Annotated in this window: 10 protein-coding genes; 3 read left to right on the top strand and 7 right to left on the bottom strand. The window is 69.4% G+C overall.

Features of this window, described 5'->3' with window-relative positions; translation table 11 throughout:
• Positions 1-3 precede the first annotated feature (3 nt).
• Entirely contained in the window at positions 4-654 is a 651-nt protein-coding gene (locus B0I29_RS07990; RefSeq protein WP_111648251.1) for an RBBP9/YdeN family alpha/beta hydrolase, read from the top strand.
• A gap of 842 nt (positions 655-1,496) precedes the next feature.
• Here the strand turns inward: B0I29_RS07990 and B0I29_RS07995 are convergent.
• From B0I29_RS07995 to B0I29_RS08005, 3 genes are all read right to left on the bottom strand, one after another.
• Positions 1,497-2,828 carry an MFS transporter gene (locus tag B0I29_RS07995; protein ID WP_111648252.1) on the bottom strand — a complete coding sequence of 444 codons (1,332 nt, stop codon included), beginning with the start codon at positions 2,826-2,828 and terminating at the stop codon, positions 1,497-1,499.
• Between the two features lie 135 nt (positions 2,829-2,963).
• Positions 2,964-4,703 carry an aa3-type cytochrome oxidase subunit I gene (gene ctaD, locus B0I29_RS08000; RefSeq protein ID WP_111648253.1) on the bottom strand — a complete coding sequence of 580 codons (1,740 nt, stop codon included), beginning with the start codon at positions 4,701-4,703 and terminating at the stop codon, positions 2,964-2,966.
• Positions 4,704-4,855: 152 nt separating this feature from the next.
• A complete protein-coding gene (locus tag B0I29_RS08005; RefSeq protein WP_111648254.1) occupies positions 4,856-5,962 on the bottom strand; it encodes an FAD-dependent monooxygenase in 1,107 nt (368 codons plus the stop codon).
• Between the two features lie 237 nt (positions 5,963-6,199).
• Between B0I29_RS08005 and B0I29_RS08010 the strand changes: the two genes are divergently transcribed.
• Together B0I29_RS08010 and B0I29_RS08015 are read left to right on the top strand one after the other, a co-directional pair.
• A complete protein-coding gene (locus B0I29_RS08010; RefSeq protein WP_111648255.1) occupies positions 6,200-7,279 on the top strand; it encodes a DNA polymerase ligase N-terminal domain-containing protein in 1,080 nt (359 codons plus the stop codon).
• 73 nt (positions 7,280-7,352) lie between these two features.
• On the top strand, positions 7,353-8,333 hold the full coding sequence (locus tag B0I29_RS08015) for an MGH1-like glycoside hydrolase domain-containing protein (RefSeq protein WP_111648256.1): 981 nt from the start codon (positions 7,353-7,355) through the stop codon (positions 8,331-8,333).
• Here B0I29_RS08015 and B0I29_RS08020 read toward each other — a convergent pair.
• The 4 genes from B0I29_RS08020 to B0I29_RS08035 form a co-directional block, all read right to left on the bottom strand.
• Positions 8,330-8,815 (bottom strand): MarR family winged helix-turn-helix transcriptional regulator, encoded by a 486-nt coding sequence (locus B0I29_RS08020; protein WP_111648257.1) that lies wholly within the window; start codon positions 8,813-8,815, stop codon positions 8,330-8,332. The genes B0I29_RS08015 and B0I29_RS08020 overlap by 4 nt on opposite strands.
• A gap of 216 nt (positions 8,816-9,031) precedes the next feature.
• A complete protein-coding gene (locus B0I29_RS08025; protein ID WP_111648258.1) occupies positions 9,032-9,421 on the bottom strand; it encodes a cupin domain-containing protein in 390 nt (129 codons plus the stop codon).
• Positions 9,422-9,440: 19 nt separating this feature from the next.
• Entirely contained in the window at positions 9,441-11,156 is a 1,716-nt protein-coding gene (locus B0I29_RS08030) for an EAL domain-containing protein (RefSeq protein WP_111648259.1), read from the bottom strand.
• A gap of 340 nt (positions 11,157-11,496) precedes the next feature.
• Positions 11,497-15,837, bottom strand: coding sequence for an AAA domain-containing protein (locus B0I29_RS08035; protein ID WP_111648260.1), 4,341 nt, complete (start codon positions 15,835-15,837; stop codon positions 11,497-11,499).
• Between the last annotated feature and the right edge of the window lie 25 nt (positions 15,838-15,862).

The following is a 15,862-nucleotide window of genomic DNA, read 5'->3' on the forward strand; positions in this document are numbered from 1 at the left end:
GGAATGAGTGAGAGCTTCCTTTTGCTGCACGGGTGGCAGAACCGCCGTCCCCCGGAACACTGGCAGCACTGGCTGGCCGGCGAACTGACCCAACTCGGACACTCGGTCGACTACCCCCAGCTGCCCGATCCGGACTTCCCCCCGCTGGAGGACTGGCTGGCCGAGTTGCGTACCCGGCTGACCGCGATGCGCGGCGACCGGCGCACGGTGCTCTGCCACAGCCTGGGCTGCCTGCTCTGGCTGAACGCGGCGGCCCAGTCGGAGGCCCCACTCCAGGTGGACCGGGTTTTGCTGGTGGCACCCCCATCCCCGTCGATCACCTTGAGCAACCCGGAGATAGCCGCCTTCGCCATCGAAGCAGCAGCCCCTGCCTCCGAGCCCTCGGCCTCGACACCCGGTTCCGGTCTCCCGGCGGTGACGCCCGCGCAAGTGGCGGCGGCGTCCCGCTACACGCGCTTGGTGGGCACCGACAACGATCCGTATTTCCCCGAGGACATCCGCGAGGTTTTCGGCATCCCGCTGAACGTCCCGACCGACGTCCTCCCGGGGGCGGCGCACCTCAACATGCACTCGGGCTACGGCCCGTGGCCCTCGGTCCTGGCGTGGGCCGTAGGCCCAGACGACACCCCGATCGAACTACGCCCCAACCCCTGACGCGAGGGCCCACGTCGTACCCTTCTCCACCCGAGACAGGGGCCCACAGTGCGCCGCCCTCCCACCGCGACCCCAGTGAATCTTGAGCGATTTCCACCACGCGGGGGTGCAGAATCACTCAAGATCCACGGCGGGTGCCACCACGGCCACCTCGGCTACCAACCGCAGCACTATTGCCACTCCTCGCGGCCCCCGCGCCACTCCCGCGCCGTTCCTGAGCCACCCCTGAGCTGCTCCTGTGCCACGTGCCGCCCTGGACCGTCGCCACACCCGCCTGCGTCATGCGGTCGCATCTCTACAAGGGCGGTGGGCGCATACGCAGAAGTTCCGTATGCGCCCACCGCTCCTGCGCAAAGCCCGCGCGCCTCTCGCTCCGGAGAGCGCGCCGGGGTAACCGGTCCGCGAGTCCGACCCAATCCGCGAGGGACGAGACGACACGCTCGCCCAGAACGAAGCCACACACAACGGCATCGCCCGGGTAGATCAGGTCACACGCAACACCACTGTGCGATTTCATCCCTGCCTGGGCCGAGACAGGAGACCACACAAGCACTCGGTGGGGCCTCATCCTCGCTGCCGACACCTTTGTGTGTGCCCTCGACCCGACCAGCCTCTCGGCCGCCGACCTGCCTATCCACCCACCTGCTCGCCCGCCCGACCGACCCGCAGACCTGCCGACCAGCCTGCACTTGCCGACGAGCTGGCCCTGCCGACAGATCGACCTACCTGCCCTTGCCGACCAGCTGGCCCGGCCGACCGACCTACCTGCCCTGCCGACCTGTCCGCCCGCTCCGCAAATAGCGAAGCCCGAAATGAGAAGAAAGCGCCCAACCGACTAGTGATCAGCTGTGCTTGACGAGACCGTTCACAGGCTCCGGATCCGCGGGCAAGCGCTCAGCATGAGCGGGCACCGGCTCGGTCGCTGCCACCGGCCCTGTCGCTGCCAACGGCTCTGCCTCTGCCGCCACCGGTGTCGCTGTCGCTGTCGACTCCAGCAGCGCGGTGCTTCGCCTGTGCCTCAGCTCGGCCGGTAGCACCGCCAGCGCCACCAGGACGCCGACAGCGCCGACGGCGGCGAAGCCCCACGCTGCGCCCTTCGAGTCGATGGCCAGGCCGGCCAGTGGGCCGCCCAGGGCGACTCCGACGGTCAGCGCCGAGTTGTGCAGGCCCATTGCCTCGCCGCGGGCGGCTGCCGGGATCATGCGGCTGATCTCGGTGGAGCTCGCGGTGATGGTCGGTGCGCAGAGGGCGCCGGCCGGGATCAGCAGCAGCGCCAGCAGCCACCAGTGGTCGCCGCCGAGGCCGACCGGGATGGTGAGCACCGCCATCGGGGCGAAGAGGGCGACGGCGGGGAGGCCGCGCCGGATCGTCCCGTACGCGAAACCGCCCACCAGCGAGCAGAACGCCCACAGGGACAGCACCAAGCCGGTCCAGTGCACCTCGCCGGACTCGCGCAGCACCGCGACGACGGCCACGTCGGTGCCGGCGAGCACCAGGGTGGCGGCCATCGTGACGGCGAGGATGGCGACGAAGCGCGGCTTGAGCCAGCTGCGCCGGGGCACCCGCTCGCCGCTGGTGACCGGTGCCTCGTGCGCCGCCCGGGTGGGCGGGTTGAGCAGCCAGAGGCCGATGCCGGAGAGCAGGATGCCGCCCGCGATGGTCAGCATGGCGACGCGCGGGCCGGCGGTCGTGGCGATCAGCACGCCGAGGGCGGGGCCGGCCATGAACGAGATCTCGGTGGTGATCGAGTCGAGGGCGAAGGCGGGCAGCCGATGCGACTCGGGGGTCAGGGCGGCGATCGACTGCCGGGCCACCGAGAACGCCGGCAGCGCCAGGAATCCGCCGACGACGGCGACCGGGAGCAGAGCCCAGTACGGCAATGCCTGCGCCACCAGCCAATAGATCACCTCGGCCACGGTGGTGAGCACGAGCACCAGGCGCAGCCCACGCCGGTCGATGAGGCGGCCCATCACCGGGGCGCCGAACGACCCGCCGATGGTGGCGGCCGCGCCGACCAGACCGGCCGCACCGTAACCCCGGCCGAGATCGGTGACGACGTGCAGCGTGAGCACCACCGCAGCGGCCGCGATAGGTATGCGGGCGAGCGTGGCGACCACGAGCAGCGACGGGATCTTCGGCAGAGCGAGGGTTTCCCGGTAAGGCGTGAGCAACATGACGATCCTGACCTCCGCCGCCGATCCTCCCTCAGGGGTACGACAAGACACCACCGGGTTTGACGAGGGTCACGTAACACGACGGAAACGGGCCGGCCCAATTGGGCCGGCCCGTTCACAAAAGCAAAGATCAGATCAGCTGCGGTCTTCCTGGTACGTCGCTCCGCCGTCCGACTCCGCGGTCAGCGGTCGAGCGCCACCCTCCGGCGGGCCGGCGAGCGAGTGACCGGCGGCCAGCTCCGGGAACTTCTCGTCGAACGCGGGGCGCTCGGAGCGGATCCGCGGCATCCGGTCGAAGTTACGCAGCGGCGGCGGGCTCGTGGTGGCCCACTCCAGCGAGTTGCCGTGACCCCACGGGTCGTTCGCCGTGGCGATCCGGCCGACCTTGTACGACTTCCACACGTTGTAGATGAACGGCAGAGTCGACAGGCCGAGGACGAACGAGCCGACCGTCGAGAACGTGTTCAGGAAGGTGAACCCGTCGGACGGCAGGTAGTCCGCGTACCGTCGCGGCATGCCCTTGGTGCCCAGCCAGTGCTGCACCAGGAACGTCGCGTGGAAGCCGATGAACGTCAGCCAGAAGTGAATCTTGGCGAGGCGCTCGTCCATGTAGCGGCCGAACATCTTCGGGAACCAGAAGTAGATGCCCGAGAAGACCGCGAACACGATCGTGCCGAAGAGCACGTAGTGGAAGTGCGCGATCACGAAGTACGAGTCGGAGACGTGGAAGTCGATCGGCGGGGCCGCGAGCAGCACGCCGGAGAGACCACCGAAGAGGAACGTCACCAGGAAGCCAACCGCGAAGAGCATCGGCGACTCGAAGCTGATCTGGCCTCGCCACATGGTGCCGATCCACACGAAGAACTTCATGCCGGTCGGTACCGCGATGAGGAAGCTCAGGAAGCTGAAGAACGGCAGCAGCACCTGACCGGTGGCGAACATGTGGTGCGCCCACACGCTCATCGACAGCGCGCCGATCAGCAGCGTCGCGGCGACCAGGCCCTTGTAGCCGAAGACCGGCTTGCGACTGAAGACCGGGATGACCTCGGTGATGATGCCGAAGAACGGCAGCGCGATGATGTAGACCTCAGGGTGGCCGAAGAACCAGAAGAGGTGCTGCCAGAGCATCGGCCCGCCGGTCGCCACGTCGAAGACGTGCGCACCGAGCACGCGGTCCGCGGCGAGCGCGAACAGCGCGGCCGCCAGGAACGGGAAGACCATGACCGCGAGCAGCGCGGTGACCAGCATGTTCCAGGTCATGATCGGCATGCGGAACATCGTCATGCCGGGCGCGCGCAGGGTCAGGATCGTGGTGATCAGGTTGACCGAGCCGAGGATCGTGCCCAGACCCGAGATGGCCAGGCCGACGACCCACATGTTTCCGCCGACACCCGGTGAGTGCAGCGAGTCGCTCAGCGGCGTGTACGCGAACCAGCCGAAGTCGGCCGCGCCGCCCGGCGTCAGGAACCCGCCGATGGTGATCAGACCACCGAACAGGTAGAGCCAGTACGCGAACGCGTTCAGCCGCGGGAACGACACGTCGGGCGCGCCGATCTGGATCGGCACCACGTAGTTACCGAACGCGAACACGATCGGTGTCGCGAAGAAAAGCAGCATGATCGTGCCGTGCATCGTGAACAGCTGGTTGAACTGTTCCGGCGACAGGACCTGCATGCCCGGGCGGGCCAGCTCGGCGCGCATCAGCAGGGCCATCAAGCCACCCAGCAGGAAGAACACGAAGGCCGTGATCATGTACATGATCCCGATCTGCTTCGCGTCCGTCGTGCGCAGGATCCGAGCAAACGCCGAACCCTTGACCTGCCGTCGCACCGGATACGGTCGGGTCGCGATCGGCGACGGCGCAACGGTCGTCACGAAATGCCTCCGTTGTCTCGTTCGTCCCTCTAGGGATTACCTGAAGATCCGGGCGTATCCCGTGGGCAGAATAGTCCCCCTGATGACCTTCGGCTGGCGCGGGGTGACCAACCGCCCCCGATGGACAGCACCCCTCAAAGACGCCCGACCCTCTAAACCGGAGACACCAGCTCGCGATAGTGGTCGGTGAAGATCCGAAGGCCGCGCCGGCGCAACATGGGGTCGCGCAGCGTGGGCGGTACGTCACGGGTCCGGTCACGTTCCCTGGTCCGCTCGCGCACCTCGGCGCAGCGCGGCCGCCGCCGATCCTCGTATTTGCGCAGGGCAGCGGGGATGTCCTCGACACTGGCGCGGAGTTCCTGGCCGAGCACGTATCCGTCCTCGAACGACATCGCCGCACCCTGGGCCAGCGTCGGCGCGGTGGCGTGCGCGGCATCACCGAGCAGCACGACCGGGCCCTTGGACCAGCTCGGCAGCACGACCTCGTCGGTCCGCGCCACCTGTACTTTCTCCACCTTGTCCAGGATGGCCGCGACCGGGCCGCCGAACGAGCCGAAGAGCTCGATCAGCCGGGCACGGGGGTCGTCCGGGTTCGGGCTGTCCGGCGCGGTCTCGTCGGCGTAGCAATAGATCCTGCGGCCGCCCATCGGCATCGCGACGAACGACGCGCGCCGGCCGAGCACCGCGGTCCAGTCGGTGAGCGGCGGACCGCCGCTGACCACCGAGCGGTAGACGATCTGCCCGGTCGGTACGGCCGGTCCACCGAGACCGACTTTCTCCCGGACCGTGGAGCGGCGGCCGTCGGCGCCGATGACCAGGTCGTACTCGGAGATGGCGCCGGTTGAGAACTCGACCTTGGCGGCGCCGTCGACGATCTCCAGCCCGGTGACCTCGGTCTCGAAACGCACCTCGCCGCCGACACCGGTGAGCAGGACCTGCTGGAGGTCGGCCCGGGACAGCGCACGGGACTCGCCGACACCGGCCCAGAGAGCCGCGACGTCCATCTCGAAGAGCTGGCGGCCACGGGAGTCCAGGAAGACCTGACGGAAGATCAGATCGCCGAGCGGACGCAGCGGGACATCGAGTCCGAGCAGCCGCAACGCACGTGACGCGTTGCCCGGAAGATAGATGCCGGCACCGGGCACGACGGTGGCGGGCAGAGCCTCCACCACCTCCGGCCGGAAGCCGGCGACGCGTAGTCCCCGCGCCGCAGCCAGGCCGGCAATGCCGGCGCCCACCACGAGGATGCGCAAGGTCATCGCACCAACGCTTTCTTGTCGATGGATACGCGTCGGAGCCAAGACACTACCCCCCGCCATCGTCGCGGGGGAACACCCGCGATCAACATCGAGTCCGATTTGTTCGTACCGTCCCGCTCGTGTGCATGTGGACACACCCTCCCGCCTGTGGACACACCCCCCTCCGCCTATGGACACACCCCCTCCGCCGAGTTACACCGGTGTATTTCTCGATTCGCGCGGGCAGACAATCAACTCATGACGGACCGCCTCGACGAGTACCGCAGCAAGCGGGACGCCCGGCGCACCCCAGAACCCGTGCCGACGTCAAGAACAAGCAACACCGAACAGAGACGCTTCGTCATCCAGCAGCACCACGCCCGCAGCCTGCACTGGGACGTCCGCCTCGAACACGACGGCGTGCTGGTCTCCTTCGCCGTTCCCCGTGGGCTCCCCCGCGACCAGGCCCGCAACAACCTGGCCAAACACACCGAGGATCACCCACTCGAATACCTCGATTTCGCCGGCGTGATCCCGGCCGGCGAATACGGCGGCGGCCGGATGACCATCCACGACCACGGCACCTACGAGATCGACAAGTGGCGCGACGACGAGATCGGCGTGACCTTCCACGGCGAACGGACCAACGGACGCTACGTGTTTTTTCAGACGGATAAAACGGATAACCGGGACTGGATGGTCCGCCGGATGGACCCGCCCGACCCGGGCTGGGAGACGATGCCCGAGCCGGTCCAGCCGATGCTCGCGACGAGAACCACTGGACTCCCCGCCGACGACGCCGACTGGGGATACGAGATGTCCTGGGGCGGTCGCCGTGTCTCGGCGTACATCAGTGGTGGAAGGTCTCGACTGATCGACGCCGACGGCGTCGATGTGACCTCGTGGTTCCCTGAGATCCGGCCTTTGGGTCCGGCGCTCGCGCCGGTTGACGCCGTGCTCGACGGCGAGATCGTCGCGTTCGACGGCGCGCGACCCTCACCTGATCTTCTGGCGCGGCGCAACGCGCCGAAAGACCCTGCCGCGGCACGGCGCGCGGCGGAGCGCACGCCGGTGCAATTTTTGGTGTACGACCTGCTCTGGCTGGAGGGTCACTCCACGATGGAGCTTGTCCGGTACGCCGAACGCCGCGAACTTCTCGACGGACTGGCCCTGGCCGGCGATCACTGGCAGACGCCGCCGTTCTTCGCGGGCGGCGGCGATTTCGCGCTGGAGGCCGCCCGCGCGCAGGGCCTGCCGGGCGTGGTGGCGAAGCGGCTCGATTCGCCCTACCTGCCAGGCCGCCGCAGCCGCCTCTGGCTGAACATCCCGGCGGATTAATCCTTCAGATCCGGCCGATACATGCCGATCACAAGGTTTCCACCGGACACCACAGGGAAGGGTCGTCATCACCATGCACGCCGACGTCTCCGCCGAGCTCTGGAAGTCCGCGACCTGGGTGCTCGACACCGGCCGCGCGAATCGCCCAGCCCGCACGAGCTGGGACATCGCGGTCACCTCGATCGGTTTCGCCTACACCGACCCCGCGCGCGCCTGGGGCGAACTTCGAGGCCTCTTCGAGGCCCAGCGACCCGACGGCCAGGTGCCTCACCAGACCTTCATTCCCGGGTACGCCCAGCGCCCCGCCCGTCCCGTGTCACCACCTCTGCACGCCGTGGCCGCCTGGGAGGTCTACCGGCGTTCGGCAGGACACGGCGCAGCGCCTCTCCGTCATGCCCTCGCCGAACTCGACTGGCTGTACCCCCGTCTCTCCGCTCAGCAGGAGTTCCTGACAGACGAGGTGGAGAACCCCGGGTTCGACGCGATCCTCGGTGCCGCCGACCTCGCCCTGGCCCAGATCGCCGGGGCGCTGGGCCGGCCCTCCGACGCTGACCGGCACCGCGACCGGGCGCATGCCGTGACGGCCGCGATGGTCCGGCGGCTGTGGGATCCGGCGACCCGCACGTTCCGGTCTCGGGACGCGCGCACCGGCGAGTCCGGGCCGGCGCACACGGCCGGTGGGCTGCTGCCGCTGCTGCTCCCGGATCTGCCCGGCGAGCTGGCCGAGGCGATCGTCGACGAGATGGCGTCGGAGCGGTTCGGGCTGCCGGTACGGACCGGGCTGCCGGTACCGGAGCACGACGGCACCCGGCGCGGACCGATCCGGATCGACCTGAACTGGCTGCTGTGCCGCGGCCTGCTGGTGCACGGCCGCCGCGCGGAGGCGGAACAGCTGCGCGCCGCCGCGACCGGCCTGGTCCACGCGAACGGCCACCACGCCGGATACGACCCGGACACCGGCGAGGGCATCGGCCCGTCGTCGGACGAGCGAACCGCGGCGCTCAGCCTGGACCTGCTGGCCGACCGCTCAGCCCCGGCATACGCCCGCGCCTAGCGGCGGTCGCGGACTTCGAGCGGGTCTTCCAGCAGCGCCTCGGTCACCCGGGTCAGCTGGCGTGCCTGTGCGGCGGTCAGACGATCGAAGACCAGCTGCTGGACGGCCTCGGCGTGGCCCGGCGCGGTCGCCACGACCTTGGCCCAACCCTCGTCGGTGAGCACCGCGATCTGCACGCGGCCGTCGGCGGCGTCACGTTCCCGGCGGATCCAGCCCTTCTCCTCCAGCCGTGCCACCACGTGGGACAGCCGGGACAGCGACGCGCAGGCCCGCTGCGCCAGCTTGCTCATGGCGAGCCGGCGGTCGGGGCGCTCGGAGAGGGTCACCAGGACCAGATAGGCCATGTGGGTCAGCCCGGCGTCACGCTGGAGCTGAGCTTCGAGCGCGGCCGGCATCTTGACGAGCACCTCGACCAGCTGCCGCCAGGTGTGCTGCTGCTCGTCGGACAGCCAGCGAGGCCCGCCGTCGATGGGCTCAGTCATGCTGGCAGGTTAATGGTGATCGAACGGCCTGGGCGAAGCCGGTCAGCAGACATCCGCCAAGATCCATATATCGCGCGTCGATTCGATCGACTTACGTGAACCTGGACCGGTAGTCTGTGCGGGGACTTTCACCCCGACACGACGCCGGAACCGGCTGGCTGGGGGGCCTCGGCCGGTTCCGGCGTCGTTTAAGCGGGCCGAGCATTTGAACAACGCTCACGCCGACGGCGGCTCGTCCTGCCCGGCCTCTTCGGCGGCGTCCGCCTCTTCCTTCGTCTTGTGCACAGCGCCGTCCGCGTGCTCCGGCGGGCCGTAAACCGTGTACAGGACCAGCGGGTTCGGACCCTCGTTGGTGAAGTTGTGCTTGCGGCCGGCCGGCACCACGACGAGGTCACCCTGCGCGACGTTGCGGGTCTCGCCGGAGATGATCGCCTTGCCGACCCCGCTCACGAACGTGAGGATCTGGTCGACCTCGTGGATCTCCTCGCCGATCTCGCCGCCCGGCGGGATCGTCATGACCACGAGCTGGGTGTGCTTGCCGGTCCACAGGACGCGGCGGAAGTCGGGACTGGTTTCCGCGACGGTGGCAATCGTGAAGTGCTCCATGCACCGCACGTTACCCCCGTCAGGCGCCGCGCAATCGGAGCGGCGAAACAGGTGACGGACGACCGATCAGATAGCCCTGTACGTAATCGACGCCCAGCTCACGCAGCATCCGCAGGGTCGGCTCGTCCTGCACGAACTCGGCGACGGTGTGAATCCCGTACGCCTGGCAGACCTGGACCAGAGCACGGACCAGGACCTGGTCCTGTGGGTTGTCGACCAGATCCACGACGTACTCCCCGTCGATCTTGACGAGGTCGATCGGGAAGATCCGCAGGTAGCGGAAGGACGCGTACCCGGAGCCGAAGTCGTCGAGGGCCAGCCCGCAGCCGAGGTCACGGACCCGGTCGGCGAAGCGGCGCGCCTCGCTGAGGTTGCCGATCAGCGCGGTCTCGGTGATCTCGAAGGTGAGCTGCGCCGGGTCGACCCGGTAACGCTCCAGCAGCTTCTCCACCTCGGTGGTGAGCCGCGGGTCGCCGACCGAGCGGCCGGAGAGGTTGACCTGCAGACAGAGGCCGGGCTCGTCGGCGGCGAGCCGCATGGCCCGTTCCACCACCCAGAGGTCGATGTCGAAGATCGCGTCGAGCCGCTCGGCGGTGTCCAGCACCTGGATCGGGGACTGCGGGCCGTCCGCCTCGTCGATCACCCGCAGCAGCAGCTCGTGCCGGGTCACCTTGTTCGACTGGAGTTCCAGGATCGGCTGGGAGTAGAGGGTGAACCGGTCGGTGCCGAGCGCGTCGGCGACCCGGCTGCGGTACGAACCCTGCCGGTCGCGTACCGGAACCGGGTGGGCGACCAGGGTGAGCGGGCGGCCGAGCTCGCGGGACTGGCGCCAGGCCTGCTCGGCGTCGATCAGCAGGCCGTGGCTGCCCGCTTCGGCGTCCTGCTCGAACCGGACCAGGCCACCCCAGGCGCCGACGGTCAGGCAGTCCTGCTCCAGCCGGAACGCTCGCAGCGCGTCGACCAGCTGCCGGGCGTGTTCGTGTGCCGCGTTCCAGCCGGCGCCGGCGAGCAGCACGCCGATCTCGGTCGGACCGACGCGGCCGAGCAGGTGTTCCGGCCGGACCTGGTCCTCCAGCAGCCGTGCGGCGCCTCGGAGCAGCTCGGCGTTGTGCTCCGGGCGTACCCCCTCGGCGCCCTCACCGTCGACCTGGACGCGCAGAACGAGCACCGCGCCGGCCGCGCCGCGCAGCGCGCGGTCGATCTCGTCGGCGAACCTGGCCCTGGTGAGCAGGCCGGTGCCCGGATCCGGTTCGACAAGTGACGCCTGCACGGTCTCGCCGCGGCGGGTGAGCCGGGCGTTCTCCCGGCGGGCGCGTTCCCGGGCGGAGACGTCCAGGACGGTGCCGCGGATGCCCCGGACCGTGCCGTCGGAGCTCATCATCGGCTCGAGCCGGCAGTCGACGTCGAACCAGCCGCCGTCGGTACGCATCAACCGAACCGTCGTGTGCACGGTGTTCCGGCTGGTCCACGACCCGGTGATGGCGCCGAGCGCCTTCGCGTGGTCGTCGCGGTGCACGTAACGAGCCAGGATCTGGCGGGTCATCTCCTTCTCGGCGGGTGGTCGGCCGAGCATCGCGGAGAGTGCCGCGGACCAGACGATCTGATCACCGGTCGCGGTGTAGGTGAACCAGGCCGCACGATCCTCGGCGGACTGCCGCGGCTCGGGCAGCGCCTGCTCGGGCAGCGCGGTCGGGGACGCCGGCGACCAGCGTTCCCGTTCTTCGGGCACGGTCATCCGCCGACACCTCCCCCCTTGCGCAACGCTGTTCCCCCCAGCAAGCCAAGACCCCTCACCTATTACGACCCGTCACCGGGCTGTAGTAACAGTGGACGCAAGCGTCAAAGTTTTGACGGTTTCGCCAGCAGGGTCATGAGCAGGGAATTATCGCCCATCCAGAGCAGCGAAACAACCGAACGGACGACCGCGTCGCACCACAATTCCGCCGAAATGCCGCCTCCAACTCCATGACAGACAGTCACTGCAAGTGTCCGCCTTGGAACCTTCCGCATTGTTCTACCCGGCAGTAGTCGTCCACATGCACTCAGCGTTCCATCAAGAGTGCACAATGTGATCCTCAGTCAGCGTCGGTGGCGACGACCGAGGCGATTTCGAGCTCCTCGATCCGCTGCCAGAGCGGCCGCATCGCCGCCTCCGGCTCCCGGGCGAAAACACTCCCCCGGATCCGTACGAAGACGCAGTTGCCGACCCGTTCGAGCACCGACTGCCGGCGCATGTCGCTCTCCCAGCGCTCCGGGCCGTGGTACGCGTCCCCGTCGCACTCGATCGCGAGCCGCCTGCCGTCCGGCGCGTTCAGCACGAAGTCGATCCGGTACCCGCCGATCCGGAACTGCGGCACCGGCCGGAAACCCCGGGCCACCAGCAGCTTGAGCACGTCACGCTCGAAGTCGCTCTCGCAGCGGGCGGCCAGGTCGGCCGCGCCGGCCTCGGTCGGCAGGTTCAGGGCGTACGACAGGAGCAGTCCCCGGGCGTCGTCGGCGGCCAGAGCGGACGGCCGTACCGAATGGAAGATCCAGAGCTGGTCCCGGGCGCGGGACGCCGCCACGTTGATCCGCCGGTGGTAATCGCGCTTCGTGAACGCCGCCACCCGAGGATCGTTTTCGGACACCACCATCGACACCAGCATGACGTCACGCTCGTCGCCCTGGAACGTGTACGCGTCACCCACCCGCAGCCGCCGGGCCTGGATCTCGTCCTCGCCGATCGCCTCCCGCAACGCCGCGATCAGGTGCCCGGCCTGCCCACTGCTGCTCAGCAGGCTGATCACGCCAAGCGTCTTCCCGTCGTACCGCGGGTCGGCCACGATCTTGGTGATCCGCTCGGTGAGTGCCGTCGACTCCTCCAGGTTGACGTCGCCAAAACCGGCCAGCGACTGGCGTACACCGGTCGCGCAGAAGACCGTCTGGATCGGCGGCAGCACCGGGCGGTCGGCCCGCAACGGCATGATCTTGTTGTCGTAGTAGTGCCGCGACGAGAACTCGATGATCTGCGGCACGCAGCGGAAGTGCTCGGTCAGCAGGATCCGCTCCGGCGAGCGGCGGACCGCGTGGTCGTACAGCGACGACTCCGGGTCGAAATGCTCGGCCGACGGCACCCCGTCCAGGTGCCGCTGGATCAGACCGGAGACCGCGCCGACGAAACCGAGCTGCGGACCGATCTGCTGATCGTCGCCGACCACCACGGCCCGCTCCGCGAGCGAGAGCACCGGCAGCGCGAACAGGTCCGCCTGCGAGGCCTCGTCGACGATCACCACGTCGAACTTGGCGCCACCGGCGAACTGCTCGATCGCCCGGTCCACCGACATGACCCAGACCGGCACCGCGCTCACCGCGGACTCCATCGCCCGTTGCGCGTGCGCCTGCCAGGCCGCGGCACCCCGGCCGGTGCCCTTGCCGATCTTGCGAAGGGCCGTGGTCCAGTCCGCCAGCGCGGCACGGCGGCGGTCGTCCAGCGCACGGGCCACTTCCAGCCACGCCGACCCGACCACCAGCTCACCGGTCAGCCGCCGGATCTTCGCGCGCGCCCGTTCCACCCGCCGCGCCAGCATCGCCGGATCCACGTCACCGACCACACCGTCGAACCAGGTCTGCGCGCGCCGCCACTCCCACGCCTCCAGGCACGCCTGGCCGGAGACGACCGGATGCTCCCCGCTCGCGATCCGGGCAGCCCACTCCGGCGCCGACGACGTGAGCCGGTCGTGCGCCGCATGGAACCGCATCACGTCCGGCTGCATCAGCACCAGCCGACGCACCTCGGCGACCGCCTCGTCCCACCCCTCCAAGGTCTTCCACGCCTCGGCCAGCTCCGGCCAGGGCGCCACCCGCTCGGCCACGGCGCGCGCTTGCGCTTGCGCCTTCTCCAAGGCGAAAACCCCGGCCGCGCTCTCCAGAATCCCGGCCACGTCCGCCAGGCACGCTGCGTCGAGCGCAAGATCTTTCTGGGGTACGAGTAAAGCGATGCGCTCCTCCAGCGGAGGCCACCGGTTCAGGTCGAAGTCGAGCGACTGGTTCGCCTCGGCGAGCAGTGTTCCCGCCCAGATCTCCGGGTCGCCCCAACCGGTCGCCGGAGCCGGCACCGACAGCCGCTCCACCCACTCCGCCCACGAGTCACCCAGCCGCTGACGGGCCTGCGACCGGCGGACCCCGGAGGTCACCAGGTCGATGTCAGCCACCGTACGCAGCGGTTCGCCGTCCACCCGGATCTCGTCGGCCAGCCGGTACAGCCCGGCCTGGAGCAGCCTGTTCAGTCCCCGGCCCGCCTCGAACCGCTGCCGGATCTCGCCCAGCCGGGTCAGCAGCAGTTTCGGCTCGGCCAGGATCGGCTCCGGCACCGCGATCCGGTGGCCGGTCACCTCCCGGGCCAGCGTGGCGAGCTCGGCGAAGAGCGTCTCGGTGGCGACCACCTGGTCGTTCCAGAGCCGGCGCCAGTGCGGATCGTCGAGCAGCCGGCCCAGCCGGTCGGTCCAGGTACCCTCGCGCCGGCGCAGCCAGGCCAGGGCGTCCTTCAACTCGGCGAGCAGTTCGGTCATGCCGGCCCGCTGCTCCGTGCGTACCCTCGTGATGTCGAGGCCTTGGTCCACCAAGCGGGAGAGGGCCGCTTCGATCTCGTCGCATCGCTGCCGGGACGCCGCGACAGCGGCGGCATCCGGCAGGTCCTGGATCTCCGGTGACGGACGCATCGCGGCCGCGCGATCCTCGGCCGTGAGCCGGGCCGCCAGCTTGAGCATCGTCGCGAATTCCTCGATGGTCAGCGGCGGCGGACCGGTCAGCGGATCCGGGATCCCGCCGTGCGCGGCGGCACGCTCCCGCAACCACGCGCCCACCTCGGCGGGGAGCAGAGCAACCCCACCGATCTGGTACGTGGCCGCTTCGCTCTCGGCGATCAGCCGCAGGCCGGCTGTCGCGGTGGCGAGCTCGCGTTCCGCCTCCTCCAGCGAGCGGGTGAGCCGATCCACCCGGCGTGCCTCGGCCTCCTTGTCGAGCGTCGCCGCCCGGTCCGACAGCTCCCGCGCGGCGAGTTGCAACTGCACCAGCTGATCGGTGGTACGCCCGAGAACCGCGAGGCAGAGCGCCTGCACCTCCTCCGGGAGGCCGTCCCGGAGAACCCGCAGCGGCTCCTCTTTCTGCGCGACCACGAGGACCCGCTTGCCGTTCGCCATCAGATGGCAGATCAGGTTGCGGATCGTGTGCGTCTTGCCGGTGCCGGGCGGACCCTGCACGGCGACGTTCCGGTGGTGCGCGAGCCGGCGGGCGATCGACTCCTGAGCCTCGTTCGTGGGCAGCGGCATGAGCAGGCGCTCACCCACGCGCTCCCAGGTCTCCGGCTGGTCGTCGGGCATCTCCAGGCGGCTCGGCTCGTGCGCCACGATCGCGGCGAGCGAACCGACCGCGCCGAAGTCGCCGGTGGTGAGGCGGTCCCGCAGGTTTTCCAGGAAGGCGCGGAGGTGGCGCTGGCGAGGGCGCGCGAAGAGAACGGCGACGTCGCGGATGCCGTCCTTCTGGGTCTTGTCGGCTTTTTCGATGATCGTCTTGTCGAAGCCCAGCCTGGTGAGCGCTCGTTCGAAGAATTCGCGGCGCTCGAAGTCGTTCCAGAGGTCGACTTCGAGGGCGCCGCCCGGGCCGGCCAGGTTGGTGAGCTGGTTGATGTATCGCTCGTCCAGCCCGGTGAGCGCCTCGACCTGCAGCCGGGACGGGCCGGCCGGGGAGACGCTGATCAGCGCTTTGTCGGGGTCGTACTCGATCAGGACCGGGGTGGCGACCAGCGGGTAACGCACCCGGCTGCCGTCGATCGTGGTCTCCAGGATGCCGTGACCCCAGACCAGCTCGGTGGTGGCGGTGTCCATGTCGAGCTGATGCATCCGGTCGAAGAGGCGGCGGTGAAGCTCACGGGTCTGCTCGGCGACCGCGGTAGCAAGGGACCAGGGGCGCCAGGTTTGATCACGCCAGAGCTCGAAGTCGTCCGGGTTCTGCTGGCCGTCCGGGCTTTGTTGGCTGTCCGGGCTTGGCTGGCCGTCCGGGCTTTGTTGGCTGTTTAGGTTCTGCTGGCCGCCGCCCGCATCTCCCTTCGCCCCGTTTGGGGGATTTATGAGCTTATTGCGCGGTTTTTCATCCACGGGCTCGGCTGCTGCGGACACGTCGCCGCGCAGCCGGCGGCGCAGGGCGGCCGGGACCGGGACCGGAGGCGGGAGCTCGGGACGGCCGACGCGCAGCCAGGACGTGCCGTCGGCGCCCGGGCCGGTCCGGCAGTCCGGGTGCTGAGGGAGATCGCTCAGCCAGTGCGCGTCGGACGGAAGGGTCCGCGAAGGCCGCTCCATCTGCGCCCGGACCGCAAGCAGGTAGTCGGCGACAGCCACGGCCCGATCCCGGATCGTCGTGGGTGACTCCCGCTGCTCGGCCATCCCACGGAGTCTAGGGCCTGCCCTG

Source organism: Actinoplanes lutulentus (genome assembly GCF_003259845.1).
GTDB classification, from domain to species: Bacteria; Actinomycetota; Actinomycetes; order Mycobacteriales; family Micromonosporaceae; genus Actinoplanes; species Actinoplanes lutulentus.